The organism is Hymenobacter cheonanensis (assembly GCF_030581075.1).
Classification (GTDB): domain Bacteria; phylum Bacteroidota; class Bacteroidia; order Cytophagales; family Hymenobacteraceae; genus Hymenobacter.
In genome coordinates this window covers 142,090-167,323 of the sequence record NZ_JAUQSW010000009.1, presented here as the reverse complement: position 1 = coordinate 167,323, position 25,234 = coordinate 142,090, and the positions used below count along the sequence as shown (strand labels likewise).

At 65.6% G+C, this 25,234-nt stretch carries 24 protein-coding genes; 11 read left to right on the top strand and 13 right to left on the bottom strand.

The features are described from left to right. Positions 1 to 77 precede the first annotated feature (77 nt). The 3 genes from Q5H89_RS17065 to Q5H89_RS17055 form a co-directional block, all read right to left on the bottom strand. Positions 78 to 749: a hypothetical protein gene (locus tag Q5H89_RS17065; RefSeq protein ID WP_305020550.1), complete on the bottom strand. Its 672-nt coding sequence runs from the start codon at positions 747 to 749 to the stop codon at positions 78 to 80. Between the two features lie 96 nt (positions 750 to 845). Next, entirely contained in the window at positions 846 to 1,502 is a 657-nt protein-coding gene (locus Q5H89_RS17060; RefSeq protein ID WP_305020549.1) for a hypothetical protein, read from the bottom strand. 206 nt (positions 1,503 to 1,708) lie between these two features. Then, complete coding sequence (locus Q5H89_RS17055; RefSeq protein ID WP_305020548.1) at positions 1,709 to 3,169, bottom strand: dicarboxylate/amino acid:cation symporter; 1,461 nt, start codon at positions 3,167 to 3,169, stop codon at positions 1,709 to 1,711. A gap of 159 nt (positions 3,170 to 3,328) precedes the next feature. Between Q5H89_RS17055 and Q5H89_RS17050 the strand changes: the two genes are divergently transcribed. After that, positions 3,329 to 4,351, top strand: a complete 1,023-nt coding sequence (locus tag Q5H89_RS17050; protein WP_305020547.1) for an enolase C-terminal domain-like protein — start codon at positions 3,329 to 3,331, stop codon at positions 4,349 to 4,351. A 47-nt stretch (positions 4,352 to 4,398) separates the two neighbouring features. Here Q5H89_RS17050 and Q5H89_RS17045 read toward each other — a convergent pair whose 3' ends face one another. After that, positions 4,399 to 4,968 (bottom strand): DUF6799 domain-containing protein, encoded by a 570-nt coding sequence (locus Q5H89_RS17045; RefSeq protein WP_305020546.1) that lies wholly within the window; start codon positions 4,966 to 4,968, stop codon positions 4,399 to 4,401. Positions 4,969 to 5,115: 147 nt separating this feature from the next. Between Q5H89_RS17045 and Q5H89_RS17040 the strand changes: the two genes are divergently transcribed. Together Q5H89_RS17040 and Q5H89_RS17035 are read left to right on the top strand one after the other, a co-directional pair. Next, positions 5,116 to 5,571, top strand: a complete 456-nt coding sequence (locus Q5H89_RS17040) for a MarR family winged helix-turn-helix transcriptional regulator (RefSeq protein WP_305020545.1) — start codon at positions 5,116 to 5,118, stop codon at positions 5,569 to 5,571. 72 nt (positions 5,572 to 5,643) lie between these two features. Continuing rightward, on the top strand, positions 5,644 to 6,294 hold the full coding sequence (locus tag Q5H89_RS17035; protein WP_305020544.1) for a YceI family protein: 651 nt from the start codon (positions 5,644 to 5,646) through the stop codon (positions 6,292 to 6,294). 109 nt (positions 6,295 to 6,403) lie between these two features. Here Q5H89_RS17035 and lpdA read toward each other — a convergent pair whose 3' ends face one another. Continuing rightward, positions 6,404 to 7,801 (bottom strand): dihydrolipoyl dehydrogenase, encoded by a 1,398-nt coding sequence (gene lpdA / locus Q5H89_RS17030; protein WP_305020543.1) that lies wholly within the window; start codon positions 7,799 to 7,801, stop codon positions 6,404 to 6,406. 203 nt (positions 7,802 to 8,004) lie between these two features. Between lpdA and Q5H89_RS17025 the strand changes: the two genes are divergently transcribed. After that, a complete protein-coding gene (locus Q5H89_RS17025; protein ID WP_305020542.1) occupies positions 8,005 to 8,877 on the top strand; it encodes a tetratricopeptide repeat protein in 873 nt (290 codons plus the stop codon). Positions 8,878 to 8,955: 78 nt separating this feature from the next. Here the strand turns inward: Q5H89_RS17025 and Q5H89_RS17020 are convergent, their stop codons facing one another. The 3 genes from Q5H89_RS17020 to Q5H89_RS17010 form a co-directional block, all read right to left on the bottom strand. Beyond that, positions 8,956 to 9,489, bottom strand: coding sequence for a YfiT family bacillithiol transferase (locus Q5H89_RS17020; RefSeq protein ID WP_305020541.1), 534 nt, complete (start codon positions 9,487 to 9,489; stop codon positions 8,956 to 8,958). A gap of 119 nt (positions 9,490 to 9,608) precedes the next feature. Next, positions 9,609 to 11,594: a right-handed parallel beta-helix repeat-containing protein gene (locus tag Q5H89_RS17015; RefSeq protein ID WP_305020540.1), complete on the bottom strand. Its 1,986-nt coding sequence runs from the start codon at positions 11,592 to 11,594 to the stop codon at positions 9,609 to 9,611. Positions 11,595 to 11,926: 332 nt separating this feature from the next. Further along, positions 11,927 to 13,276: a YfcC family protein gene (locus Q5H89_RS17010; RefSeq protein WP_305020539.1), complete on the bottom strand. Its 1,350-nt coding sequence runs from the start codon at positions 13,274 to 13,276 to the stop codon at positions 11,927 to 11,929. A gap of 96 nt (positions 13,277 to 13,372) precedes the next feature. Here Q5H89_RS17010 and Q5H89_RS17005 point away from each other — a divergent pair, with 96 nt between their 5' ends. Further along, positions 13,373 to 13,621, top strand: a complete 249-nt coding sequence (locus Q5H89_RS17005) for a hypothetical protein (RefSeq protein WP_305020538.1) — start codon at positions 13,373 to 13,375, stop codon at positions 13,619 to 13,621. A 110-nt stretch (positions 13,622 to 13,731) separates the two neighbouring features. Here the strand turns inward: Q5H89_RS17005 and Q5H89_RS17000 are convergent, their stop codons facing one another. Continuing rightward, on the bottom strand, positions 13,732 to 14,082 hold the full coding sequence (locus tag Q5H89_RS17000; RefSeq protein ID WP_305020537.1) for a hypothetical protein: 351 nt from the start codon (positions 14,080 to 14,082) through the stop codon (positions 13,732 to 13,734). Between the two features lie 148 nt (positions 14,083 to 14,230). Further along, positions 14,231 to 15,568, bottom strand: a complete 1,338-nt coding sequence (locus Q5H89_RS16995; RefSeq protein ID WP_305020536.1) for a PAS domain-containing protein — start codon at positions 15,566 to 15,568, stop codon at positions 14,231 to 14,233. A gap of 204 nt (positions 15,569 to 15,772) precedes the next feature. Here Q5H89_RS16995 and Q5H89_RS16990 point away from each other — a divergent pair, with 204 nt between their 5' ends. Next, the gene (locus Q5H89_RS16990) at positions 15,773 to 18,013 is read left to right on the top strand and encodes a TonB-dependent receptor (protein WP_305020535.1); all 2,241 of its coding nucleotides are present in this window, start codon (positions 15,773 to 15,775) and stop codon (positions 18,011 to 18,013) included. A gap of 147 nt (positions 18,014 to 18,160) precedes the next feature. Here Q5H89_RS16990 and Q5H89_RS16985 read toward each other — a convergent pair whose 3' ends face one another. Further along, the gene (locus Q5H89_RS16985; RefSeq protein ID WP_305020534.1) at positions 18,161 to 19,315 is read right to left on the bottom strand and encodes an acyltransferase family protein; all 1,155 of its coding nucleotides are present in this window, start codon (positions 19,313 to 19,315) and stop codon (positions 18,161 to 18,163) included. A gap of 240 nt (positions 19,316 to 19,555) precedes the next feature. Between Q5H89_RS16985 and Q5H89_RS16980 the strand changes: the two genes are divergently transcribed. From Q5H89_RS16980 to Q5H89_RS16960, 5 genes are all read left to right on the top strand, one after another. After that, complete coding sequence (locus tag Q5H89_RS16980) at positions 19,556 to 20,254, top strand: hypothetical protein (protein WP_305020533.1); 699 nt, start codon at positions 19,556 to 19,558, stop codon at positions 20,252 to 20,254. Between the two features lie 87 nt (positions 20,255 to 20,341). After that, entirely contained in the window at positions 20,342 to 21,466 is a 1,125-nt protein-coding gene (locus Q5H89_RS16975; RefSeq protein ID WP_305020532.1) for a sensor histidine kinase, read from the top strand. 35 nt (positions 21,467 to 21,501) lie between these two features. Further along, the gene (locus Q5H89_RS16970; RefSeq protein ID WP_305020531.1) at positions 21,502 to 21,990 is read left to right on the top strand and encodes a hypothetical protein; all 489 of its coding nucleotides are present in this window, start codon (positions 21,502 to 21,504) and stop codon (positions 21,988 to 21,990) included. A gap of 28 nt (positions 21,991 to 22,018) precedes the next feature. After that, on the top strand, positions 22,019 to 22,861 hold the full coding sequence (locus Q5H89_RS16965) for a LytR/AlgR family response regulator transcription factor (protein ID WP_305020530.1): 843 nt from the start codon (positions 22,019 to 22,021) through the stop codon (positions 22,859 to 22,861). A gap of 79 nt (positions 22,862 to 22,940) precedes the next feature. Beyond that, entirely contained in the window at positions 22,941 to 23,375 is a 435-nt protein-coding gene (locus Q5H89_RS16960) for a hypothetical protein (protein WP_305020529.1), read from the top strand. Here the strand turns inward: Q5H89_RS16960 and Q5H89_RS16955 are convergent. Continuing rightward, positions 23,372 to 24,187: a LytR/AlgR family response regulator transcription factor gene (locus Q5H89_RS16955; protein WP_305020528.1), complete on the bottom strand. Its 816-nt coding sequence runs from the start codon at positions 24,185 to 24,187 to the stop codon at positions 23,372 to 23,374. The two genes, Q5H89_RS16960 and Q5H89_RS16955, sit on opposite strands and share 4 nt — an antisense overlap. A 3-nt stretch (positions 24,188 to 24,190) precedes the next feature. Continuing rightward, entirely contained in the window at positions 24,191 to 25,198 is a 1,008-nt protein-coding gene (locus tag Q5H89_RS16950) for a sensor histidine kinase (protein WP_305020527.1), read from the bottom strand. Positions 25,199 to 25,234 lie beyond the last annotated feature (36 nt).

Genomic DNA, 25,234 nt, shown 5'->3' with positions numbered 1-25,234 from the left:
TAGGAAAGGATAGCGAGGCAGGCAGCAGGGGCAGCCAGCATGTACGTAGCCAGCGGGCCGGGCGGCTCGCTGGCCGCTTAGTTGGCTTCGTTTTTACTCAGTACCGTAACAATGGGCTGGCCACTGGTTTCGGTTACCACGGGGTCGGGGCTCAGCTTGCCGCCGTTCACCTGAAAGCGCTTGCCGGTGTTCTCGTAGCAGGTGGTGCAGCCATCGGCATAGTACTGGCCCGTGAGCTGAATATTGCTGATGTCAAACAAGTACCTCTTCTGATTCTTTACCGACCTGTCCTGCACCGTCAGCACGTAGTTGTAGGCGCTGAGCTTGCCGCCCGTAGTGCTGGGCGAGAAAGGCGAGTTATTGCTGATAATCAGCGTGGTATAAGGAAGATTGGCCCCGTCGAGCTTGCGCACTACCGCGCTGTTAAGCGTAGCCTTGGTTTGCTTGGCGCGGATGATGGCCTGGGGGTCCGATAGGGCGCCGGCCGGCTGCGCCGGCGTGGCCGGGGTGGTAGCGGTAGCGGGCTTGGCGGGCCTGGCGGGCGCGTAGCGTTGCAAATACACCGTATCTAGCTCGGCGTCTGTGAAGTACGACATATCGCCCGGCACGTTCGGGTTCGGCACGCTTCGCAGCGTGAAATAAAGCGAATCGGCTAGCAAGTCGTCGCAGTCGTTGGCACTATTGGCGCAGCAGCCGGCCAGCAGGGCTAGCAAAGGCGCGCAAGCCGCGCCGCGAAGAAGAAGGTTCATAACGGAAGTAACGCAAAACCCGGCCCCGGCAGTGCCCGCCGGGGCACCGTGCCGAAGCCGGGCTGAACCAAGGCGGCCCGGCCGCCCTGCACGTAATTACTGTTTGCTGGTGCTGCCGGGCAGCGTAGGGTTGTTGACTTGCCCGCCGGTGAGCATAAGCGGGCGCAGGCGCGCAGAAGCCGTGTCGAGTTGCGGCCGAATCTGGGCCAGCGCCTCGCGTAGGGCCAGCACGTCGGCCAGGCGCGGGGCCTCGGTTTGCGAGTAGCCGCTGTACATGGCCACCTTCACGTTGGAGGTGCCTTTGCCGGTGTAGGTGCCCAGCAGCTCGCCGTTGGCGTTCATCATCTGCACCTCGGCCTGAATATCAGTTTTATACCACTCGAGCGGCGCGCCAAATATGCTGGGTATCAAAAAGGTAATAACCTGGGCGGCTTGCAGGCTGCGGCCGGTGCGCACGGTTTTTACTTTGGTTACCACCAGGCGGGCGTAGCCATAAGTAGCCGTGTCGGTGGGCTCCAGCACGTTGCGCTGCAGCTCGGCCTTGAACATGCGCAACGGGTCTTCGGGCAGGGCGCCGTCGTTCATGGCCAGCGGGCCCGGGTCGGCGGTAATTTCCAGCGGGGGCAGGCGGTTGGTGATGGTGGCCGTGGGCACGGCCGAAAAGGTGCCTTTCACCGACTTGCAGGCCCCGAGGCCGGCTAGCGCGAAAGTAGTCAGCCAAAGAGCGCGGCTAGCGGGAGAGAAAAATTTCATAAGAAAGAGCAGACGCACTGCAACAATTGAAGTATGCCAAGACGCTTTTAGATAACAGACAGGAAATCGTTGGAAAAGGTAAATCTGAGAGCTAAGTTAAAGATTGGGACCCGATTACCGCGCCTTATAGTAGTCTTTTCTTACCTAATAAGCGGTGGCGCAGCTTTGTTTAGCCGGCCGCCAGAATACTATTTTAGGCAGCCCGGCTAGTGGCCGGCCGGTGCCGGCTCGGGGGCCAGCAGCTCGGCTGGGGCCACGTAGTTGTCAATAAATTCTCCTTCCCAGCGGGCTACCACGGCCGAGGCCAGGCAGTTGCCGAGCACGTTCACGGCGGTGCGGGCCATGTCCATGAGCGCATCAATGCCCAGGATGATGAATACCGGCCAGGCCGGCAGGTTAAACGACGGCAGGGTGGCTAGTAGTATTACGAGCGAGGCGCGGGGCACGCCGGCCACGCCCTTGCTCGTGAGCATGAGCGTGAAGACGAGCAGCGCCTGGTCGCCAAACGAGAGGTGCACGCCCGCTGCCTGGGCCACAAACACGGCCGCCAGCGATAAATAGAGCGTGGTGCCGTCGAGGTTAAACGAGTAGCCGGTGGGCATCACGAAGGCCACGATGCGGCGCGGCACCCCAATACTTTCCATGGCCTCCATGGCGCGGGGCAGGGCCGCCTCGCTGCTGGTGGTGGCAAAGGCGATGCTCACCGGCTCGGCCACGGCCGCCACAAAGCGCCGCAGCGGAATGCGCATGAGCAGCGCCACCGGCAGCAGCACCAGCAGCACAAAGCCAATGAGCGCGCCGTAGAGCGTAAGCAGCAGCTGGAAGGCATTAAGCAGCGGCCCAAAGCCAAGCTTGGCCACCGTGTAGGCCATGGCCCCGCCCACGCCCAGCGGGGCGAAGTACATCACCACGTTGGTGAACTTGAACATGACCTCCGACAGGCTTTCGCACAGCTCCAGCATCACGCGCCGGGGCTTTTCGGGGGTGAGGGCCAGGCCGATAGCGAAGATGATGGCGAACACCACTACTTGCAGCACCTGCCCCTCGGCCACCGACTTGGCAATGTTTTCGGGGAAAATGTGCAGGATAATATCGGCCACCGACTGCGGCGCGGCGGCCGCCAGGGCGTCGGCTTTTTCGGCAATGGCCGTGTTTTTGATGCCCACGCCGGCCTTGGTTAAGTTGATGGCCGCTAGCCCGATGAGCAGGGCAAACGTAGTTACTATCTCAAAGTAAACCAGCGCCTTGAGGCCCATGCGCCCCACCTGCTTAAGGTTGGCGTGGCCCGCAATGCCCACTACCAGCGTGGCAAATACCAGCGGGGCGATAATGGTCTTGACGAGGCGCAAAAAAGCGTCGCTCAGTACTTTCAGGTTCAGGGCCACGGCCGGGGCGTCGTGGCCCAGCTCGATGCCCACCAGCATACTCAGCACTATCCAGCCGGTGAGCGAGCGGCGCGGCGCCACAAACAAGGCCAGCGCCCCCAGGGCCAGCCAGCGGGCAGCCGTGGCTAGGGTGCTGAGGCCCAAGCCAGTGTGGTCATTGAGGGGCGCTTGCGGGGCGCCGCTGCCCGCCAGCAACGGGGCTTGCTGCCCCGCCCAATACGTGAGCGCGGCGGCAAGTAGAATAAGCAAACCGGCCAGGATAGCCGAGCGAGAAAACTTCATGCACTAAATGAAAGCAAACTGAAAACAGGCATCAAAGTACGGCACGCCGCGCCGAAACCCGGCCGCCCGGCCGGGCTAGCGGCCAGGTAGCCGCCACCGGCTCAGGTTAATAGCAGCGCCGGCCCCACCTTTGCGGGCGCTATCTGCCCGCTGCCCTTCATGACAACCTGGACCCTAGCCACCCACGAGCTGCCGCTGAGCTACCTCTGGAAACTCTCGCGCAACGCCTCCGCTGCCAAAATCAACCTCGTGCTGCACGCCACGCAGGCCGGTGCCACCGGCCGGGGCGAAGCCGCCCCCAACGTGCGCTACGACGAAACGCCCGCCCTGCTGCAAGCCCAGTTTGCCGACCTGCTGGCCCACGGCCTTGCCCAGGCCGATACCCTCGACGACCTCACGACGCTGCTGGCGGCCCGGCCCGTGGCCCACGCCCTGCGCTTTGCGCTGGAGGCGGCCCTCACGCACTGCCTGGCCGCGCAGGCCGGGCAGCCGGTGTGGCAGTGGCTGGGGGTGCCCGAGCCCAGCGCGCGGGTAGCCACCGCGTTTTCGCTGCCCATTATGGAGCCGGGCGAGGTGGCGGGCTTCATTGCGCGGCACCACGCCGAGCGCTTCCGGCTGCTGAAAATCAAGGTAAACCGGGAAGGGGGCCTCGACCTGCTGCGCGCCGTGGCGGCGGCCGTGCCCGGCCGCGCGCTGCTCGTGGATGGCAACGAGGCCTGGCCCGATGCCGATAGCCTGCTGCAATTTCTGGAGCAGGCGGCCCCCATACCGGGCCTGCGCCTGCAGCTGCTGGAGCAGCCGCTGCCTGCCGCCTGCGCCGCCGACTACCGCTACCTGCGCCCCCGCGCGGGCGTGCCGCTGCTGGCCGACGAGTCGGTGACCGACGAGGCTGATTTTGAAGAGATTGCCCGGCAGTTTCACGGCGTCAACGTGAAGCTGATGAAGGCCGGCGGCTACCGGCGCGGCATCGAGCTGCTGCGCCAAACCCGCGCCCACGGCCTACTACCCATGCTGGGCTGCATGGTCGAAACCTCGCTCGGCATCTGGTCGGCGCTGCAAATCAGCGCCCTGGCCGAGGTGCACGACCTCGACGGCCTGCTCATTGTGCGCCACGAGCCCTTTGGCCTGGTGCGCGAGGAGGCCGGCGAGCTGCTGCAAACCGAAAAAGGCCGCCGCCCCTAGCCGGGCAGCGGCCTTGGGGCCGGGGGTGGGGGCTAGCCCCCCGCGTTTTACTTCAGCTCTTTGAGGCGCACATCAAGCGCTTGCAGCTGCTTGTCTACCACGTCGGTATCGGGCGCGTTGGGGTGGGTTTGCTGCAATAGCGTCACTTTGCGGGTCAGCAGCTCCACTTTTTGCATCAGCAGCTGCTCGCGCTCGTTGGGCGCGTCGCCGGTAATGGTGGTGGGCGCCGTGCCCACCTGCACGTATTTATCATACTTGGCATCGGCGGGCACCGAGTTGTCGCCGCGGGCGGCGGCGGCGCTCTGCGGCGTGCTGAACACGATGCCCCCCTCGGCATTGATGTAGTCGTTTTCGTGCAGGCTGGTGATTTTGCCGCCCGGAAACTCCACAATGCCGCTTTTTACGTTGATTTTGGTGCCGTTGGGCAGCCGCACGTTCTGCGCGAGGGGCGTAATTTGGGTGCCCAAACGCTGCACCACTTCCCCGTTGCGAAACACAAACTGGGCGTTGCGGTTAGGCCGAATGGGCGTGCCGCCCGACTGCGCCTGGCTGGTGAAGGCGGTTAGCGACAGGGTGGCCCCTAGCAGCGCGGCAGCGGCAAAAGAAGAAAAACGCATAAGGTGAGGAGTTGGAAAGAGTGAGTAGGTACTTGGCAAAAGCCAGCGCCTTCTACGCAGGTAAAAAAAAAGAGTGAAAAAATGGAAACAGTGTTGCTACATTTAATGTATGTACACTAAATTTGCAGTCGTAATCAATAGTTAGTCGTGCGCCTCGAAGACGAAATCAAGCAGCCCACCTTCCAAAGCGAGGGCCAGAAGGCTTACCTCAACATTATTTATACCTCGGGCTGGCTGTCGCTGCGGCAGGCGGCGGCGTTTCGGCCCTACGGCCTTACGCTGCCGCAATTTAACGTGCTGCGCATCTTGCGCGGCCAGCACCCCAAGCCCGCCACGGTCGCGCTGCTCATCGACCGCATGCTCGATAAGACCAGCAACGCCTCGCGCATTGTGGACAAGCTGGAGGAAAAAAAGCTCGTGACGCGCACCGTGTGCCCCGCCAACCGCCGCGCCGTCGACATCTGCATTACCGACGCGGGCCTGGCCCTGCTGGGCCAGATTGACGACAGCGGCCTCACCGACATTCGCCAGAACGGCATGAGCGCCCTCTCCGATAGTGAGGCGGCGCAGCTCAACGAGCTTCTCGATAAAATTCGGGCCTGAAAATTGGCTAGCCCGCCCACTAGCCCCGCAGTTATCTTCTCTCTCCCTTTTTTCTTCTTACCCCATACTGTCATGAAAAAGATTCTGATGCCCGCCCTGCTCGGCGCCGCCCTGCTTGCCGCTCCCGCCGCCACGTTCGCCCTGAAGGCGCCGAAGGCTGCGACCAGCGCTACCGCCAAAATTGTGTCGTACAAGCTGCAGCCGCAGCTCAGCACCCTGGGCTGGGAGGGCAAAGCCGTAACCCACGGCCACAACGGCACCATGCAGTTTGCCAGCGGCGACCTGCAAGTAAATGGCAACCAGGTAGTAGGCGGCACGGTGGTAGTGGACATGAAGTCGATGAAGGCCACCGACATCACCGACGCCAGCAACCACGCCAAGTTTGTGGGCCACATGAGCAGCGACGACTTTTTCGGCGCTGAAAAGTACCCCACCTCGACCTTCAAAATCACCAGCGTGAAGCCGATTGCCGGCGCCGCTGCCAACGCCGACAACGCCACCATCACCGGCGACATGACCATTAAGGGCGTGACGCAGCAAATCAGCTTCCCGGCCAAAGTGGGCGTGAAAAACGGCGTGGCCGCCGCCACCGGCAAGGTCACCATCGACCGCACGAAGTTTGGCCTGAAGTACGGCTCGAAAACCTTCTTCGACAGCATCGGCGACAAAGCTATTTACGATACGTTCGACTTGACGTTCAACGTAGTAGCCAAGCAAGGCTAGTGACCGAAAAATAGCTAGCGCATTAAAAAAGGCCCCGCAGTGTGCGGGGCCTTTTTTAGTGAACGTCTGGCTGAACCATCACTTGAGATAAGTGGCCAGCAGAGTTGTCTTACAGGTGAATGACCTCGTCGTAGGCCGCGGCGGCGGCTTCCATAATGGCCTCGCTCATGGTGGGGTGGGGGTGCACCGCCTTGATGATTTCGTGGCCGGTGGTTTCGAGCTTGCGGGCTACCACTACCTCGGCAATCATCTCGGTCACGTTGGCCCCAATCATGTGGGCGCCGAGCCACTCGCCGTATTTCTTGTCGAAAATCACCTTCACGAAGCCGTCCTTGGCGCCGGCGGCCGAGGCTTTGCCGGAGGCCGAGAACGGGAATTTGCCCACCCGCACGTCGTAGCCCTTGGCCTTGGCTTCGGCCTCGGTGAAGCCCACGCTGGCAATTTCGGGCTGGGCGTAGGTGCAACCGGGAATGTTCTGGTAGTTGAGCGGCTCGGGGTGGTGGCCCGCGATTTTCTCCACGCAGATAATGCCCTCGGCCGAGGCCACGTGGGCTAGCGCTGGGCCGGGCACAATGTCGCCGATGGCGTAGATGCCGGGCACGTTGGTCTGGTAGAAGTTATCGACGAGCACGCGGCCCTTCTCCACTTTAATGCCCAGCTCTTCGAGGCCCAGGTTTTCGAGGTTGGTTTGCACGCCCACGGCGCTCAGCACCACGTCGCAGGCAATCTGCTGCTCACCCTTGGCCGTTTTGATAAACACGTTGCAGCCGGGGCCGCTGGTGGTATCCACCTTGGTTACCTCGGCGCTGGTGAGGATGTTGATGCCCAGCTTCTTGTAGGATTTCTCCATCTGGCGTGATACCTCTTCGTCCTCTACGGGCACGATGCGCGGCAGGTACTCCACGATGGTAACCTCGGTGCCCATAGCGCGGTAGAAGTAGGCAAACTCAACGCCAATGGCGCCCGAGCCCACCACCACCATGCGCTTGGGCAGGCTGTCGGGGGTCATGGCCTTGCGGTAGCCGATGATTTTCTTGTCGTCGATGGGCAGGTTGGGCAGCTGGCGGGCGCGGGCGCCCGTGGCCAGAATAATGCTCTTGGCCTCCACGGTTTCCTTAGTGCCGTCGGCGCGGGTCACTTCTACCTTGCCGGGGGCCAGCAGCTTGCCGGTGCCGGCCACGGTTTCGATTTTGTTCTTCTTGAACAGGAAGTTGATGCCCTTGCTCATGCCGTCGGCCACGCCCCGGCTGCGCTTGATAACGGCCTCAAAATCGAAGCCCGCCTCCTTCACCGTCAGGCCGTAGTCCTGCGCGTGCTGGAGGTATTCGTACACCTGGGCGGTTTTGAGCAGGGCCTTGGTGGGGATGCAGCCCCAGTTGAGGCAGATGCCGCCGAGGCTTTCGCGCTCAACCACGCCCACTTTCAGCCCTAGCTGCGAAGCGCGGATGGCGGCCACGTACCCACCGGGCCCTGAGCCAATTACTACCAGGTCAAATTGCAATGCCATGAGGTTAACTTAAACGGAGGAATGAAATAGAAAAAGCCGCCAGCCGGGCCGGGGCCGGCAAAGATAACCCCGGCGCCGGGCTAGCAGTTCGGGAGACTTTTTGTAGCAGCGCTTACTTTTTGCCGTTACCCTGGCGGCACTTTTTCGTAGAAGACCCGATGCGCCGGCAAAGCGGCCGGCTGGCCTATTTATTTTTCTTCTTAATGAACTCGCTCTCTACCTTTTGCGCGCCCGCCGCGTTGGCCTTACTCACCTTGGCCAGCGGCTGCGCCACCACCACCGAAACCGACCGGCCCGCCGCCGGCACGGCCGCCGTTACGCGCAGCGCGCCCACTACCGCTGCGGCCCCAGCGGCGACCGACGTCACGGCCCTGCCCACGCCCGACCCCGCCGCGGCGGGCACGGCCGCCACGGCCGCAGCAGCAGCCGTGCCCGTCGAAACCCTCGATGCGCCTTCGGCCGAAGCCGCCACGGCCACCGCCGACCCCGAGGCCCTCTCGACGGCCGCCGCCGCCGCCGAGCGCGCCGCCGAGCGCAAGATGAGCACCGCCGACTACCGCTACCAGCTGGCCCGCGCCAACCTGGTGCTCAAAACCAAGCCTAAAGATGCCCGCGCCCACTTCGAGCGGGCCAAGGCCTATTCTAACCTGAAGAATTACAAAGACGCCAAACCCGACTACGTGGCGGCTCTGCGCACCATGCGCGGCAACCCCGATGTGTACTACAACAAGGGCGTGAACGAGCTGATGCTGAAGGAGTACAAAGCCGCCGCCAATGATTTTAGCGGCGCCGTGAAGTTTCGACCCGATGACAAGGAGGCCTTTTTCGGGCGAGGCGTGGCCAAAATGCAGATGTATCAGTATAAGCCGGCCGTATCGGACTTTACCCGCGCCATCGCCATCGACTCGCTCTACGCCGATGCTATCGAGTACCGGGGCATCAGCTACGCCAGCTTCGACCGCATGAAGGAAGCCCGCCGGGACCTCGAAAAAGCCGCCCGGCTGAACCCCGAGGCCGAAAAAAGCCTGCGCCGCTACGGCAAAGGCAGCAGCCTGGTGCGCGGCGGCAATAAATAGCCCTCGCGCTGACACAACGCCGGCCGGCTATTCCGCAGGGAGTGGCCGGCCGGCGTTGTGTTAGCGCTAGGCATGGTTTTAGGTCGCTAAGAGTTGCAAGTGCGCCACGTGGTGCTGGCCGTGCCAGGCGTAGAGTACCAGCGTTTGCTCGAGGGTAGCCGTTTTTTGCGAGCCTGGGTGGTAAAACGTGCGCTGCCACTGTGCCTCGTCGAGGTGGTGCAACAGCGTGAGCCAGCGGCTGTGCAGGCTTTCGAGCAGGGCCAACGATACGGTAATGGGCGTGGCGGCCACGTCGGGCAGCTCGGCCCAGGCCGCTTCGTCGTAAGGGCGAATGGTAGGATTGTCTTCGGTAAGGGCCAGCCGGAAGCGGGTGTAGGCGTTTAGGTGCGAGTCGGCCATGTGGTGCACTACCTGGCGGCCCGTCCAGCCGCCCGGGCGGTAGGGGCGCTGCAGGCGCTCGCCGCCCACCCGCCGGGCCGCCGCCGTAAGCTGGGCGGGCAGCTCGGCTAGCTGCTGCAAATAGCCAGCACGCTCGGCGGGCGAAAGGGGAGCGGTGGGCAGCTGCGGCCGGCCAATGGGATAGCGCAGCGGGTCGAGGTCAGGAGCAGGCATAGGTAGTAGGAGTGAAGGGCAGGCAAAGATGCTGGTTAAAGCCGCTAGCCCTGCCGCCGGTTGGCCAGCTAGCTGGCTCAACCGGCGGCAGGGCTGGCCGTGGGGTCGGGCGACGCGCGCTATTGCGTGAGCAGCAAGCGGGTGCTCTGGGTGCCGCAGCGCACAATGTACAGGCCCGCCGCGAGGCCGCTGGTAGGCAGCAGGCTAGCCGAGCCATCGCCGGCCACCGGCACGCTCGCCAGCAGCTGCCCCCGAATGTCGAGGAGCTGCACCTGGGTGCCTGCGCTGGCTTGCACCACTATGCGCGCGGTGGGCGCGGCCGGGTTGGGGTACACGTGCAGGCGGGCCTGGGCGGCCGGGCCGGCGCCCAGGCCCGCTAGGGTGCGCACCGGCGAGTAGGTGGCCTGCCCATCGGTATCGACCTGCCGCAGGCGGTAGTACACCGGGCCGGCCGGGTACTGCGCCAGGTTGGCATCGGTATAGCTGTAGGTGTGCGGCTGCGTGCTGGTGCCCTGGCCGGGCACCTGGCCCAGGCTCGTGAAGGTGATGCCATCGAGGCTGTACTCCACCACAAAAAACGCATTGCCGGCCTCCGAAGCCGTGTGCCAGCCTAGCTGGGCCGCCGGGCCCACGCGCTGGGCCGTGAAGGCGGTGAGCACCACGGGCAGGGGCGCGGCGGTTGTGGTCACGCTTTCCAGGGCGCCGATGTTGCCCGCGGTGGGCATGGCCGGGGTGGGGTTGCCGACAAAGTCCTGCGGGCCCGGGTTGACATTGAACTCAGCCTGCAGGTTGAGGCCGGCCCCGCGCACCGGCGAGATGGCCATGGGCGCCCGCGTGGGGTCGGCGCCGGGCAGCTTGGGGTCGGCGTTGAGGCCGGTGAGGCGGCCGGTGCCCAACTGCTCCTGGCCGGTGGCGGTGCGCCAGCTAGCCAGGTCGGTGTAGCGGGTGCCGTTCCAGTCGATAACCAGCTGGCTGGGGTTCCAGTAGCAGTTGCCCTGCAGGCGCAGGCCGGTGGTGCTCACCGTGCCTAATACCGGCAGGCCGCCGGTGGTTTGCAGCACGTTGTTGCGGATGGCCAGGTCGCTGAAGCCGCCGCTGGTGATGAGCACGGCCGTGGGGCTGGAGCCGTCGGTGGTTGGCGTGAGCAGTACCGTATTGTTGTGAATAGTAGCGCGTTGAATCCCCCCGTTGTCGCCCGATGACCATACGAGCAGGGCGCCCTGGCTGTCGCGCCGGGCATCGTCCTTGCTCACGTTGTAGCGAATGGTTACGTCGTGCATAGCGGGCGCTCCGTAATACTGGGCCAGCAGGTAGCCGGGGCCGCCGTTGTCGTGCGAGTAGTTGTATTGCAGCACCGAGTTGGTGCAGCCGCCGTCGAGGTCAAAGCCCCCGCCGTCGTGTGCGGTGCCCGAGCTGTTGTGGTGCGACTCGCTTTTCTGGATAACCAGGTTGTTGCAGCAGTAGCCCCAGATGCCCACCGGGCCGCCGTCGGGGTTGGCATTCAGCCAGCCGTTGTGGTAGGCCAGGCAGTTCTCCACGAGCGCCCCGTCGATGCCCGACAGCAGGATGCCGCTGCCGGTGTTGGTGGTGGTCACATCGGCCCGGCCCGCGTTGTCATACGCCTGCACAGTGCCCACATACCACTGGTGATGAGCCGCCAGGCCCTCCGAGTACGACGACAGCCCGGCCTCGCCATTGGCGTGCACCTGGCTAGCCGTAATGCGCACATCGGAGTAGCCGCTGCTGCCCTGCCAGCTGCCGATGGAGATGCCCGAGCTGCGGTAGCCACTCACGTCGAGGCTGTCGAGGCGCAGGTAGGAGAGGTTGGTGCCAGGGGCGTCGAGGTAAAAAACCACGCCCGAATTTGTGCTGCTGAGGCGGCCCGCGCCCACAAACGCCAGGCGCCGCAGCTCGATGCCCGCCGCGTTGTAGCTATAAAAGCCGGCCGCGGTGCCGCTGGCAATGGTAGCCGGCCCGCTGCCATACGAGCTTACCACAATGGGCTGGGCCGCGGTGCCCGCGCCTTGCAGCACCAGGGTGCCGCCGAACGTTTGGCCCGCCTCAAACAGCAGGCGGTCGCCGGGCTTAAACGTGGTGGCATTCACTCTTTTAAGCGAGCGCCACGCGTTGGCAATGGAAGTCCCCGCTTGCGCGTCGCTGCCCTGCGAGCTGACATAGTAAGTCGCCGCATGAGAGTAAAAAGAGACTTGTTGAATAATAAATAATAATAGTGCAAATTTCTTACCCATTATGCATCAAATAAGAATGATGCACAAAATTAATTTTGATTACAGTAATTAAAATATCAACATTAGGGGCATGAAATTAGAATTAATAAAGAACTTTTGGGCGATAAAGTGCAAAATTTCATTCATTATCAAGAAAATACCAAATTGCACTTTGTCTAAGTGAATGCAATTACAGGCGCGCCGCGCCGCTACGGCAGCCGCAGCCAGATGCCGAGCAGCACGCTGGCCGCGCCCAGCGCCAGCAGCAGGCCATAGAGGGGCGCGGCAAAGCGCAGCCACTGGTCGTAGCGCACGCCGCAGGCCGCCAGCATGGCCATGAGCGCGCCGTTGGTAGGCGTGAGCAGGTCCGTCATGCCGGCCCCGTACTGGTAGGCCAGCACCGTTACCTGCCGGGGCAGGCCGATGAGGTCGGAGAGGGGCACCAGCAGCGGCATGGTGAGCACCGCCTGGCCGCTGACGCTGGGCACCGGCAGGTGCAGGGCGGCGTGCACGCCCAGCATACCCAGCGCGGCCGCCGCCACGGGCAGGTGGGCCAGCGGCGTGGCTAGCCCCTGCACAATGGTATCGACGATGTGCCCCTGCTCGAGCACCACGAAAATAGCCCGCGCAAAGCCGATGAGAATGGCCGAAAAGGCAATGTCGCGGAAGCCCGCCACGAAGCCCTCGGCCGTGCCCGTGGGGCCTAGCCCGCCCACCAGCCCGGCCCCCACGCCCAGCACCAGAAACAGGGCGCTCATTTGCTCAAAATCCCACTCCAGGCGCACCACGCCGTAGGCAAAGAAGCTGAAGGCCCCCAGCAGCAGCAGCAGCACCAAGCCGTGGCGGCCGGCCCCAGCCGCGCCCGGGGCCGCATCCTGCGTATCGGCGGCGGGGGCAGCGCGGTGCCGAATGGCGTGGCGCATGGTGCCCGCCATCCAGATAAGCAAGGCGATAGCCAAAAACCACAGCCGGTAGCCCGCCGCCGACAGCAGCGGCAGCTGCGCCAGCTTCTGGGCTATGCCCACCTGAAAAGGATTAATCGGGCTGAAGGCCGCCCCCACAATGGCTGCCCCCAGGCTGGCCGCCACCGCCGTGAGCACCGGGTAGCCGAGGCGCCGCATCAATACCAGCAGCACCGGCACGAGGGCAATGACCTCCTCGCCCATGTTTTCGAGCGCGCCCATGGTGGCAAACAGCAGCGACACGAGCGGAATAATGGCCACCTCGCGCCCTTGGGCGTGGCGCAGCAGCCAGTCTACGCCGTAGCGCAGCGCGCCCGTCTGGTCAACCACCGTGAAGGCCCCGCCGGCCAGAAAAATCAGGAATACCACCGCCCCGGCATCGGCCAGGCCCTTGGGCACGGCTACGGCCACTTGCAGCGGCGCCACCGGCGTGCGGGGCAGGCGGTGGTAGGAGCCCGCCACCACCACCTCGCGGCCGGTGGCGGCATTGAGCCGGCGGGCAAACTGGCCAGCGGGCAGCACGTAGCTCAGGGCCGCCGCCAAGATGATAAACAGGGTAAGCAGCACCAGCGGGTGCGGAAAGCGAAACGACTTCATGCCCGCAAAGTTGGGGCGCCCCGGCCAAGCGCGGGCCCTGGCCGGCGCCCGGCCGCTAGCGGCGCGGCCCTTCGGGTGTATCTTCGGGGTAGCCCTATGACGATTGCCGCCTTCAAAAACCTGCACCAGCGCCTACAGGCCGAGCACCTGGCCCGGCACGGCCACCCCCTGGCCGAGCGCGCCGAGGACAGCTTCGAGCTGCGCCTGTTTGCGGTCGAGAACTTCTACGCCGAGGTGTGGCGCAGCCGGGGCGAGGAGGCTATTCTGTTCATCCATGTCTTCGACCGGCCCAGCGGCCTGGGCGACTACCTGCCCCTGATTTCGCTAGGGGAGGTCAATATGTGAGAGCCGGCACGGGGGCGGCCACCCGGCTGCGCGAAGGGCTTCGCGAGATTGCCGGAGCAGAGCAACCCGAAGCAGGCTTTTGGCGGTAGGCAGAGCCGCCCGCGGCGGCCCTAGTTGCTGCGCTCGACGGCCGTGAGCAGCTGGTCGATTTCGCTGGCCAGGCGCTCTATCTGCTCGAGGCCGGCGCGGGCCTCCTCCATTTGGCCGCGCTGGTGCTGGCGCACCAGCGACTGGCCCGTGTCGAGGGTTTGGCGCAGCAGGCGCTCGATGCCCGCCACCTCGGGGCGCGGGCCCACCTGCGGCTTGAGCACGGTATTGAGCCACTGGCCCAGCGGGTTTTCCTGCAGCGCAAATAAGCTGGGCTCGGCCTCCCGCACCCCGTAGAGCACCGAGCGCAGGCGCGACTTAAACAACACCTGCTTCACGCGGGCCTGCTGAAAGTCGAGGGCGGTAAGCTCCATAAGCGAGAAGGAGAATGAGTGGGGCTGCCAGTGCTGCGAAGCAAAGCGGCTTGGCCGTCACTACTTTATCTGAAGGGAAAGCTGGCCAGCCAGCGGCGGCGGGTGCCGCGCCGGCCTGCCTAGCAAATTAGTAGCCAAACTGCGCCAGCTAGGCTGCCGCGGGCGGGGTAGGGCCAGGAGCCGCGCCCCCGCCCAAGGGTTGCAGCCGGGCCAGGGCCGCGCGCGCCTGCACCAGCTCGGTTACCTCGTAGGCGTAGGAGGTGAGGCCGGCGGGCTCGCCCTTTTCCTCAAAGCGCTGAATAATGTAGGTGAAGTACGCCGGCCGGGTCGAGCCGTCGGCCTGCCGCAGGTTTATCGGCATTTCGTGGGCCTCGTAGGGCTGGCCGGTGCGGTACACCTCATTGAGGGTGTCGAGCAGGCCTAGCTGGGCTATTTCGGGCACGGCTTCGGCCACGGTGCGGCCCACCAGCTCGCGCCCGCCCATGGCCGCCTGGTAGCTGGCATTGGCAAACTCGTAGCGGAAATCGGCGCCGCGCACGATGCCAATCTGGGCCGGCGCCTGCTGAAACAGGGCTAGCAGCGACTGCCGCTGCTGCTGGGCCAGCTGGTAGTGCGCATACGACTGCTCGGCCAGGGCGGCCTGCTGCTCGTTGGCCTCCAGAATTTCCTGCACCATCATCTTCTGGTCGTGGATGTCGGTGGCGCCGCCCACCCAGAGGTTGATGTGGCCCTCGGCGTCGCGGCGCGGGTGGGCGCGGCTTAGTATCCAGCGGTACTGGCCGTCGTGACGGCGCAGGCGGTACTCTACCTGGTAGGGCGTGCCGGCGGCCACCGACTGCGCCCACTCATCGCGCACGCGCCCGCGGTCGTCGGGGTGCAGGTTGGCAAGCCATTTCTCGCCCAGCTCCTCGCTCATTTCGCGGCCCGTAAACTCCAGCCAGCGCAGGTTAAAGTAGTCGCGCTGGCCATCGGGCGTGGCCGTCCAGATGAGCACGGGCAGGTTTTGCAGAATAAAGCGGGTGCGCTCCTGCTCATCGGTCAGCCGCTGCTGGGCTTCGGCGGCGGCGCGGGCGGCGCGCAGCTGCTCGGTCACGTTTTGGGTGCGCTGCAAAATGTATTGCAGCTGGCCCTGGGCATCGATAATGGGGTAGTGGGTGGCCTGCCAGTAAAACTCTTCCAGGCCGCCGCCCTGCTCTTCGGGCCGCGCCAGGTCGTAGCGGATAAGCGGCATGGTATGCGGCTCCAGGTAGCGCCGCACGTGCTCGTGCGACTCGCGAATCTGGGCCGCGCCGCTCTCGCTGGTGGCCGGGTAGGCTTCAAAAAACGGCTTGCCCACGGCAGCTTCCCGGCTCTTGAGCGATACCGCTACGTGGCTGTCGGTATTGTCCAGGATGGTAGCCTCCGGATTGGGGGCGATGAGCAGAAAATTCTCGGGCAGCGAGCGAAAAACGTTCTGGTAATCGACGGGGAGCGCAGGGGCAGGCATAGAGCAGAAAAACTTAGAGCGGGGCGAAAGTTAAGCACGCCGCGCAATTGAACGGCTGGCCGCCGCTTGCGTTGCTGCGCGCCCGCCCAACCACCCCGGCCGACGGTTCGGCGCGCCCTTTTGCCGGCTCAGCAGCTTTTAGTTGAAAGCCGCCGGGCCGGGCCGGCACCTTTGGGCCAGTCATTCGCCTCCCCCGCCGGCCCCATGAAAACCGCCTGCCTCGCCGCCCTGCTTGCCCTGGCCGCGGCCCCCGCATTCTGCCAAAGCCGCCCGGCGGCTAGCCCTGCCGCCCGCGCCACCACCCGCCTCAGCGGCACGGTGCTCGATGCCGCCGGCCACCCGCTGCCGGGTGCCAATGTCTTCCTGAAAACGACGTTCGACGGCGCTGCCACCGACTCGCTCGGGCGGTTCAGCTTCGCCACCACGGCCCAGGGCACGCTGCCGCTGGTGGTTACGCTCATTGGCTACGAGCTGCAGGACGCGCCGCTGGCCCTGCCGGCCGGGGGCGGGCCGCTAGCCCTGCCCCCGCGCCGCCTGCGCGAAAGCCGCGCCTCGCTGGCCAACGTGGTCGTTACGGCCGGGGCCTTTGAGGCCAGCGATGCCCGGCGCGCCGCCGTGCTCAAGCCGCTCGACATTCTGACCACGGCGGGGGCCAATGCTGACATCGCCGCCGCCCTCAACACCCTGCCCGGCACCACGCGGGTAGGCGAGGAGGGCAAGCTTTTCGTGCGCGGTGGGGCCGCTTCCGAAACCCGTACCTACCTCGACGGCCTGCCCGTGGCCAGCCCCTACGGCGGCGCCGTGAGCGGCGTGCCGGCCCGGGGCCGGTTTTCGCCTTCCCTGTTTAAGGGCACGCTGTTTAGCACCGGCGGCTACTCGGCCGAGTACGGACAGGCGCTGAGCGCGGTGGTGGCCCTAAGCTCGGTGGACCTCGACCCCGAAACCCAGACCGGCATCTCGCTGCTGAGCGTGGGCGGCAGCCTCAGCCGCACCAGGCGCTGGGAGCGCACCAGCGCCTCGGCCAACGTGGACTACACCAACCTGACGCCCTACTACGGCCTCACGGCTCCCGACCAGCGCTGGGAGCAGGCGCCGCAGCGGCTTGGCGGCGCCCTGCGGCTAGCCCACCGCACCGGCGAAAGCGGCCTGCTGAAAATCTACGCCACCTACGCCAGCCAGCAGGTAGCCACCCGCCAGCCCGACCCCGAGGCCGCCTTTGCCCAGGCCGGCCGCCTCACGGCCCTGCGCAACGACAACGCCTACCTCAACGCTACCTACCGCAGCGCCCTGCGCCGCGGCTGGAGCCTGAACACCGGGCTAGCCCTGGGCCGCGAGCACAACGCCGTGCGCCCCGAGCCGCAGCTCATCGACGAAACCGAGCAGACCGCCACCGCCCGCCTCGTGCTCACCAACGACTCGGCCAGCACCTGGTTCAACCTCAAGCTGGGCACCGAAGCCACCGCCCAGCGCTACGCCCTGCGCTACCAGGCCACGCCCGATGCGCCGGTCTACACGCCCGGCTTCGCGGAGCAGCGCACCGCCGTGTTTGGCGAAAGCGACCTGAGCCTGGCGCCGCGCCTTACCGGGCGGGTGGGGGTGCGGGGCGAGTATTCGGCGCTCTTGACTAAAGCCAACCTGGCGCCCCGCCTGGCCCTGGCCTGGCAGCTGGGAGCCGGCAGCCAGCTCTCGGCGGCGGGCGGGCTGTTCTATCAAACGCCGACCAACGACCTGCTGCGCGTGCAGCCCGCGCTGGCCTTCGAGCGGGCCGCGCACTATATACTCAGCTACCAGCGCAGCACTGCCAGCCGCACCCTGCGCGCCGAGCTGTACTATAAGAGCTACCAGCAGCTAGCCCGCTTCGATGGCTACAACGTATTGGCTGCCAGCCGCTACGCCAGTACCGGCCAGGGCTACGCGCGCGGGCTCGACGTATTTTTCCGCGACCGCTACCAGACGTTCAGGAAAATTGACTTCTGGGTGAGCTACGGCCTGCTCGACACCCGCCGCCAGGCCCGCGCCGACCTGGCCGAGGCCGTGCCCACCTTCGCCGCTACTCACAGCCTGAGCGTGGTGGGTAAATACTGGCTGGCCAGGCTGCACACCCAGCTCAGCGGCACGCTGGCCTACGGCAGCCCGCGCGCCTACTTCGACCCCAACCAGCCGGGCTACAACCAGGGCCGCACCCCTAGCTACCAGAGCCTCGACCTGAGCCTGAGCTACCTCACGCACCTGGCCGGCCAGTTCACCATCGTGCACCTGAGCGCCACCAACGTGCTGGGCCGCGACAACATCTTCGGCTACCGCTACGCCACCGCGCCCGCTGCCGCCACCGGCCAGTACGCCGCCGTACCCGTGCGCCAGCTAGCCCCACAGATGGTGGTGGCCGCCCTGCTCATCTCACTTAATAAGAAAACGCCCGGTGATACCTCAGTAGCGCCCGATTAGTAGGCTAACTGGCAGCGGGCTGAAAATAAACTGCCGCCACCGATGGGTAAAAGGCGGCGCCCCGGCATCAGCAGCTTGGTAGAGGGCCCGCCCTGTACGGAAAAGGATGCCAGGATGGCGCAGGGCTTTGCCTTGCGCTATCTTTTTTTAGGGCCGGGCGGGCGGGGGAGTGAGCACTTTCTGGCGCAGCCAGCGGCGCACGGGCTCGTCGTAGAGCTTGAGGCAGGCGTAGGCCAGGCCCACGGCGGCCCCAAACGTGAAAATAATCCACGGCAGGCCCTGCGCCAGCGGCACCTTGTGCCGGCTCACCCAGGCGGTATAAATGTAGATGAGCGGGTAGTGCGTGATGTAGAGCGGGTACGAGATGTCGCCGAAAAACTTGCACAGCCGCGTGGCGCCGGCGCTGGCAATGTGCCCGCCGGCCCCCAGCCACACAATGAGCGGGAAAACCGCGATGATGCTGAACGACTCGTACAAGCCGTTCAGCCACAGGCGGCCAGGCCCGCCCACGCGCGGAAAGGCCAGCACCGCCAGCAGCAGCAGGCTGCACCACAAAAAGGCGTTGGGCAGGCGCGTGAGGCTAGCCGTGCGCGAGAGCAGCAGCCCGGCAAAAAACGGAAACAGCATGCGCGTGAGGCCAAAGCGCAGCCCGGTGAGGTCGGGCGCCCAGCCGCCTACCACGTCGCCCGCCGGGCTCGTTACGGCCAGGTGCACCAGCGCCGCGCCGGCCAGCGCCACCAGCACCCCCAGCGCCGCATTGGAGAGCTTGCGCGCGCCGAGCGCATAGAGCAGGTTGGCAACGTACTCGTAGAACAGCGACCAGCCGGGGCCGTTGAGCGGGTGCATTTCCTGCCAGCCCCGGATATCCAGCGAGAGCGGCACCGGCAGCAGCGTAAAGCCGATAAGCATGAGCAGCAGCACTTTCCACCCCGGCACCTGGGCGATGCCCGGCCACAGCGGCGACGCCTGGAAGTAAAAGCACAGCGCCCCGATAAGCATCCCCATCACCACCATCGGCTGCAGGCGCACGAGGCGCGCCTTGAAAAAGTCTTTCACCGTGAGGCGGCCCCAGCGGTCGTCGTAGGCATAGCCGATGACGAAGCCCGAGAGCAGGAAAAAGAAATCGACGGCCAGGTAGCCGTGGTTGATAACCTGGTCGAGGTAGCTGGTGGCGTGCGCCTCGCACAAGTGAAACGCCACCACCGTGAGCGCAGCCACGCCCCGCAGGCCGTCCAGGATGGCGTAGTGGGGCTTGGCGCTCAGCGTATTGGGCTGTGTTGCGGGGCGTAATTGGGTTTGCATAGGCAAGGTCGGGAACGGGAGACGGGGCGGGCGCCGGCCGGGCAAAAGTCGGCCGGGCGAAAGTACTCGCGCGCCGCTGCTTAGCGCCAAAGCCGGGGCTGGGCCCACGCTTCTTCCGGGGTTTCGGGGGTTTCGGGGGACGCTTTGGGCGCTTCGGCAACGGTCATTTTAGCCGGGGCTGGCTGGCGGCCACCTTTGATGCACTAACCCGGTCACCTCCCCTTTTACCCTTTCTGAGTCATGAAAAAGCTGCTGTTTACCCTCGCCCTGGCGGCCGCTAGCCTCGGCGCCGCTGCCCAAACTGCTTCGGCCTCGGCTGCCCCCACTACCGCCCCCGCCGGCTACGCCGAGCAGCTCGGCGCCACCATCGCGCAGGTGATGGGCACCGGCAACGCGGCCGAGCTGCAAGCCCTGGCCGCCCGGCTGGAGCGCGCCGCCGCCGTGGCCCCGGCCGACTGGCTGCCCCGCTACTACCAGGCCTACGCCTTGGTCATCAGTACATTTACCGGCAAGGAAACCGGCGCGGCCAAAGACAAAACCCTCGACCAGGCCGAAGCCGCGCTGGCCCAGGCCCACCGCCTGCACGGCGACGAGTCGGAGCTGTTGGCCCTGCAAGCGTACCTCTACCAGGCCCGGCTCAGCATCGAGCCCGGGGCGCGGGCGCAGGAGTACTCGGCCAAGGCGCAGGAGGCCGCCGACCAGGCGCAGGCCATTAACCCCGCCAACCCGCGCCCTTACCTCATCGGAGCCAACAACGTGTACTACACGCCCGTCAACTTCGGCGGTGGGCCGGCCGCCGCCAAGCCGCTGTATGAGGCCGCCAGTGCCCGGTTTGCCGCCTTCCGGCCGGCCGGCCCGCTAGCCCCCAATTGGGGCCAGAGCCAGGTGCAGGCCCGGCTCAAAGCGTACGAAGTGGCCGCCGGCCAGCCCACCCGCTAGGCCCGGCGCCTCGCTGCGGTGCGCCGCGCCCGCCCGGCTGTGAGCCGGGCGGGGCTATTTTTAGCCCTTGCTTTTTGTTTCAGTGCCATGCCCACCCTGTTGCCTCCCGCGCCCGCCTGCCCGCCCTACGCCGACTCGGTGCCCCCCGGCACGCCCTGGGTCACCACCGTCGAGCGGTCCAATGTGCGCGCCTTCGCCAGGGTGCTGGGCTGGATAGCCGCGGCGTGCGCCGGCACGGCGTTGCTGTTCTCGCCGCCGCCCTGGCGCGACCCCAAGGGCTACGCCATTTCGCTGGGCATCTCGTTTTGCTACGCGGCGGGGCTCTGGTTTGCCAATGCCTACACCGCCGACCTGCTCAACCTGCGCACCGGCTGGAGCGAGCGGCCCATTCGGCGGCTGCTGCTCACGGTGGGGCTATCGCTGCTGGCCTCGCTGGTGGTGCTGGTGGTGATGGGCGAGCTTATAGTGCTGGTACTCTACCACAAGCCGCTGGGCTACACGCTGCGGCACAACTTTTTTGCCAACTCGGCCTTCCCGCTGCTCACTACGGTGGTGGTGTCGCTTTTCATGCACTCGCGCTCGTTTCTGCTGGCCTGGCGCGAGGCCACCGTGCGGGCCGAGCGGCTCGAAAAAGAATCGGCCGTGGCTAGGCTCGACTCGCTGCGCCGGCAGGTCGACCCGCACTTTCTCTTCAATTCGCTCAATGCCCTCACCAGCCTCGTGGAGGAAGAGCCGCAGCGGGCCGTGCGCTTCATCCGGCAGCTCAGCAGCGTGTACCGCTACGTGCTCGATAGCCAAAGCCAGGAGCTGGTGCCGCTGGCCGAGGAGCTGGCCTTTGCCGAGGCCTACGTTTATCTGCAAAAGACCCGGCTCGACGAGGCCTTGCAGGTTGAGTTTGAGCGGCCGCCCGCCGCCGCGCTGGCTAGCCTGCTGCTGCCGCCGCTGGCCCTGCAGCTCTTGCTCGAAAATGCCCTCAAGCACAACACCGCTTACCAGGCCAGCCCGCTGCACCTGCGCGTGGCCGTGGATGTGCCGGCCGCCACGCTCACCGTGCGCAATACGCTGCGCCCCCGCCGCCTGGCCGCCGATGAGGCGAGCGGCCGGGGCCTGGCCAACCTGCGCGCCCGCTACGCCTTTCTCACGCCGCGCCTGGTGGCGGCGGGCCCGGTGGGCGCGGAGTTCGTGGTTACTTTGCCGCTGCTGGCCTTGTAGGGCGCGGCACAAGGCTGGGCTTGATTTTTTGAAACATGCTAAAACGTGGCTATCCGGAACTACTAGTAGTGCTGTGCGGCGTGGTGGCTGCCGGCATCGGGTGGCTGCTGGTGCGCAACGGCGTAGCGCCCAACGACCGGGTGGCCGTGGAGCGGGCGCTGCGCCAGGCCAAGCCTGCTGATATAGAAAGCATTGCCGTGTTTCCGTTGCAGCCGGGCCAAAGCCGCCCCTTTGAGGTGCGGGCCCCGGCGGCGCTGCGCCCGCTGCTGCCCGCCTTGCAGCAGCTGCGGCCGGTGGGGCTCGGGCCGGCCTTCGAGCCGCTGCTTGAGGCTACGCTGCAGGTGCGCCTGCGGTCGGCGCTGGCCACGGCCCAGCACCTGCACAGCCGCACCATCACGTTCCGGCTGGCTACCTCGGCCGAAGGCGAGGTGGCCCAGCTGGCCCAAACCAATTATTTCTACCACTCAGCAGCCCTGAGCCAGCACATCTGGCAGCTGCGCGATAGCCTGGCGGCTCGCCGCTAGGTGCTCGTTTCTTCCCCTTTTTCCGGCAATGCTCCGCGCCTTACTCGTTGAAGATGAACCCCTGGCGGCCCGCCGCCTGGCTGGCCTGCTGGGCAGGCAAGCCGTGCCGTTTGAGATACTCGGCCCGGCCGAGTCGGTGGCGCAGGCCGTGGCCCTGCTGCAGGCCGGCCCCGCGCCCGACGTGCTGTTTCTGGATATTCACCTGGCCGATGGCCTGAGCTTTGAGCTGTTTGAGCAGGTGCGCGTCAGCTGCCCGGTTATTTTTACCACGGCCTATGACCAGTATGCCGTGCGCGCCTTCAAGGTAAATAGCGTCGATTACCTGCTAAAACCCATTGACGAGGAAGAGCTTAGCGCTGCCGTGGCCAAATTGCGCCAGCGGCTAGGGGCTGCCGGCGGCGCCAAGAGCGAGCCAGAATTTGGTACAAAAAGTTCGGTTTCCAGTACAAAAGCCCCGGCCCCGGCGCTTGATGCGAGCACGCTGGCGGCCCTGCTGCACCAGCTGCGGCAGCCGCCGGCCAGCTACAAAAGCCAGTTTGTGGTGCGCGTGGGCGAACACCTCAAGGTGGTGCCCGTGGAGCAGATTGCCTATTTTTTCAGCCTCGAAAAAACTACCCTGCTGCAAAGCACCGACGGCCGCAAGTACGTGGTCGACTACTCAATGGAGCAGCTTGAAGGCTTGCTTGACCCAGGCCAGTTTTTTCGGCTCAACCGCGCTTACCTGGCCCGGCAGGCTGCCATCCACGACATCATTCACTACACCAACTCGCGGCTGCAAACCATCCTGAAGCCTGCGCCGCCCGAAAGTGAGGGGCCCGTACTGGTGAGCCGCGAGAAAGTGAGCACGTTTAAAAGCTGGCTCGACCGCTAGCGAAATAAAAAAGAGGAAGTTACCGGGAATTTTTTGGATACTGGGCAGCGTCTACAGCCCAGTATCATTTTCCGTGGCTATGCCTGAAATACTTACCCTTACCGAAACCGATACTTTTCACCTCCGGCACGACGCCGCCGCGCAGCTGCTGCGCGGCCACTGGCCAGCCCCGGTGCTCGATGCCGACCTGCGCAGCCACTACGCCGAGCTGCTGGCGCAGGCCCAGGAGCACGCGGGCTGCCGCTACTGGCTGCTCGACATGCGCCGGCGCGCCTGGCACATGCCCAGCTTCGATACCTGGTTCAGCGCCGGGTTTGCGGCAGAGGTGCAGGCGGCGCTGGGCCAGCCGGTGTTCATCGCCTACGTGCTCAGCCCCCGCCACCAGACGGCCGCCGAAAGCACCCGCACGCAGGTAGCCCAGCGGGCTTGTGCGCAGCACGATGTGTACCCCTGTTTTTTTGCGGAGGAAGACGCGGCCCTGGCCTGGCTGCACCACCAGCAGGGCCTGCGCTAGCCTTCGAGCCAGTGCTTGACGGCGCTGGCTTTTTCTTTGCTCACCAGTATTTCGTCGGTGGGGGCGGGGGCCAGCTCTACCAGCAGCTTGCCGCCAAAGTGCGGCACCAGCCGGCGCACGGCCGGCAGCTGGGCCATGAGCTGGCGGTTGAGCCGGAAAAACTGGCGCGGGTCGAGCAGGCTTTCGAGCTGCTCCAGGGTGTACTCAACCACAAAGCGGCGGCCGTCGTGCGTGGCCAGCGTGGTCGTGTCGTGGCGGCTCTGAAACCAGGCCGCCTCGGTGGCGGGCAGCGGCAGCAGGTGGTCGCCCTGCCGCACCAGAAACCGCGTTTTATACGGTCGTTGGGGCTGCGGCAGCGCATCGAGCAGGCGCTCTAAGCTAAAGGAGGCCTGGGGCCCGGGGGAGGCAGCAGCAGGCGTCGGCTCTTCGTTCCTCACACCCGGCTTCTCCTTAAAAAAGAGCAGCTTAGCCAGGGCAGCTTGCAGCTCCGTCAGCTTGAGGGGTTTCAGCAGGTAGTCAATGCCATTGGCCCGGAAAGCTTGCAGCGCATACTGGTCGTAGGCGGTGGTGAAGATGACCGGGCTGCGCACTACCGTTTGGGCAAACACGTCGAGGCTGAGGCCATCAGCCAGCTGGATGTCGCTGAGAATGAGGTCGGGCGCGGGGTGGGTGGCCAGCCACTCCACGGCCCCCGCCACGGTGTCGAGCACGGCCAGCACCGCGGCCTCGGGCGCAGCCTGGGCCAACAAGCGCTGCAGGCGCTCGGCGGCGGGATATTCGTCTTCAAGAATCAGAATGCGGAGTGGCGGCATGGGCTAGGCGGGCAGCAGGGGCAGCGTAACGGCAAAGATGCCGCCCGCCTGCCGCACCTGCACGGGCTGGCTAGCCCCGAGCAGGGCGTAGCGCTGGCGCACGTTGGCCAGGCCCGTGCCGGTGCCGGGGGCCAGCCCGGCGGCGCGGGGCTGCCAGGTGTTTTCGACGCGCAGGCCGGCGCCCTCGGCCACCAGGCGCAGGTGCAGCGGCCGGGCCCGCGAGGCCTCGTTGTGCTTAAGCGCGTTTTCGACCAGCACCTGCACGCTGAGCGGGGCCACGCGCTGTGCTAGGGCAGCCTCAGGAATGTCATAGTGCACCTGCACATTGTCGCGGAAGCGTACTTTTTGCAGCGCCACGTAGGTTTGCACGAAGGCCAGCTCCTCGGCCAGGGGCACGGTGGGGCGCTCGCGGCTGAGGAGCACATAGCGGTACACATCGGCCAGGCCCTCCACGTAGTGCTGGGCGGGCTCGTTGTGGGGCTCGATGAGGGCGGCCAGGGTATTGAGCGAGTTGAACAGAAAATGCGGGTCGAGCTGCTGGGCCAGGGCATCGAGCTGGGCCTGGGTGCGGGCCCGGGCCAGCTGGTCGGCGCGGCGTAGGTTGGCCTCCCACTGCTCAAACAAATGCCGGCTTTCATAGAGTAGCAGCACGATAAACGTCGATACCAGGTTCAGGCTGATTTCGCGCAGCTCGGCGGCCGCCCCCAAGTGGTAGCCTTGCAGGGCCGCCAGCAGCAGGGCTAGGGCCAGCGAGGCGGCTACTGTGTAGGCCACGCCGGCCGCCGCCAGGCACCAGAGGCGGCGCGCCGTGGCGGCGGGCAGGGGCCAGCGACGGCGCAGCCGCTGCCACAGCTGGCGGTTGCCGAGCCAGAGCGTGACGGTAAACACTAAGGCCACACCATAATCTACCAGCCAGGGCCAGCCCAGCGACTGGCTGTAGCCCCCGCGGGGCACCAGCTCGAGGGCCGCCAGCAGGGGAATACCAAAGAGCAGAAAGCGCCGGTCGTTCATGCGTGCAAAGGTTAGCCGCCGGCGGGCAAGCGCGGC

What these genes read in the sequence shown, in the direction of transcription:
- Q5H89_RS17065 (WP_305020550.1), bottom strand. Translation starts at nt 749, where the DNA reads ATGAACCTTCTTCTTCGCGGCGCGGCTTGCGCGCCTTTGCTAGCCCTG.
- Q5H89_RS17060 (WP_305020549.1), bottom strand. Translation starts at nt 1,502, where the DNA reads ATGAAATTTTTCTCTCCCGCTAGCCGCGCTCTTTGGCTGACTACTTTC.
- Q5H89_RS17055 (WP_305020548.1), bottom strand. Translation starts at nt 3,169, where the DNA reads ATGAAGTTTTCTCGCTCGGCTATCCTGGCCGGTTTGCTTATTCTACTT.
- Q5H89_RS17050 (WP_305020547.1), top strand. Translation starts at nt 3,329, where the DNA reads ATGACAACCTGGACCCTAGCCACCCACGAGCTGCCGCTGAGCTACCTC.
- Q5H89_RS17045 (WP_305020546.1), bottom strand. Translation starts at nt 4,968, where the DNA reads ATGCGTTTTTCTTCTTTTGCCGCTGCCGCGCTGCTAGGGGCCACCCTG.
- Q5H89_RS17035 (WP_305020544.1), top strand. Translation starts at nt 5,644, where the DNA reads ATGAAAAAGATTCTGATGCCCGCCCTGCTCGGCGCCGCCCTGCTTGCC.
- lpdA (WP_305020543.1), bottom strand. Translation starts at nt 7,801, where the DNA reads ATGGCATTGCAATTTGACCTGGTAGTAATTGGCTCAGGGCCCGGTGGG.
- Q5H89_RS17025 (WP_305020542.1), top strand. Translation starts at nt 8,005, where the DNA reads ATGAACTCGCTCTCTACCTTTTGCGCGCCCGCCGCGTTGGCCTTACTC.
- Q5H89_RS17020 (WP_305020541.1), bottom strand. Translation starts at nt 9,489, where the DNA reads ATGCCTGCTCCTGACCTCGACCCGCTGCGCTATCCCATTGGCCGGCCG.
- Q5H89_RS17010 (WP_305020539.1), bottom strand. Translation starts at nt 13,276, where the DNA reads ATGAAGTCGTTTCGCTTTCCGCACCCGCTGGTGCTGCTTACCCTGTTT.
- Q5H89_RS17005 (WP_305020538.1), top strand. Translation starts at nt 13,373, where the DNA reads ATGACGATTGCCGCCTTCAAAAACCTGCACCAGCGCCTACAGGCCGAG.
- Q5H89_RS17000 (WP_305020537.1), bottom strand. Translation starts at nt 14,082, where the DNA reads ATGGAGCTTACCGCCCTCGACTTTCAGCAGGCCCGCGTGAAGCAGGTG.
- Q5H89_RS16995 (WP_305020536.1), bottom strand. Translation starts at nt 15,568, where the DNA reads ATGCCTGCCCCTGCGCTCCCCGTCGATTACCAGAACGTTTTTCGCTCG.
- Q5H89_RS16990 (WP_305020535.1), top strand. Translation starts at nt 15,773, where the DNA reads ATGAAAACCGCCTGCCTCGCCGCCCTGCTTGCCCTGGCCGCGGCCCCC.
- Q5H89_RS16985 (WP_305020534.1), bottom strand. Translation starts at nt 19,315, where the DNA reads ATGCAAACCCAATTACGCCCCGCAACACAGCCCAATACGCTGAGCGCC.
- Q5H89_RS16980 (WP_305020533.1), top strand. Translation starts at nt 19,556, where the DNA reads ATGAAAAAGCTGCTGTTTACCCTCGCCCTGGCGGCCGCTAGCCTCGGC.
- Q5H89_RS16975 (WP_305020532.1), top strand. Translation starts at nt 20,342, where the DNA reads ATGCCCACCCTGTTGCCTCCCGCGCCCGCCTGCCCGCCCTACGCCGAC.
- Q5H89_RS16970 (WP_305020531.1), top strand. Translation starts at nt 21,502, where the DNA reads ATGCTAAAACGTGGCTATCCGGAACTACTAGTAGTGCTGTGCGGCGTG.
- Q5H89_RS16965 (WP_305020530.1), top strand. Translation starts at nt 22,019, where the DNA reads ATGCTCCGCGCCTTACTCGTTGAAGATGAACCCCTGGCGGCCCGCCGC.
- Q5H89_RS16960 (WP_305020529.1), top strand. Translation starts at nt 22,941, where the DNA reads ATGCCTGAAATACTTACCCTTACCGAAACCGATACTTTTCACCTCCGG.
- Q5H89_RS16955 (WP_305020528.1), bottom strand. Translation starts at nt 24,187, where the DNA reads ATGCCGCCACTCCGCATTCTGATTCTTGAAGACGAATATCCCGCCGCC.
- Q5H89_RS16950 (WP_305020527.1), bottom strand. Translation starts at nt 25,198, where the DNA reads ATGAACGACCGGCGCTTTCTGCTCTTTGGTATTCCCCTGCTGGCGGCC.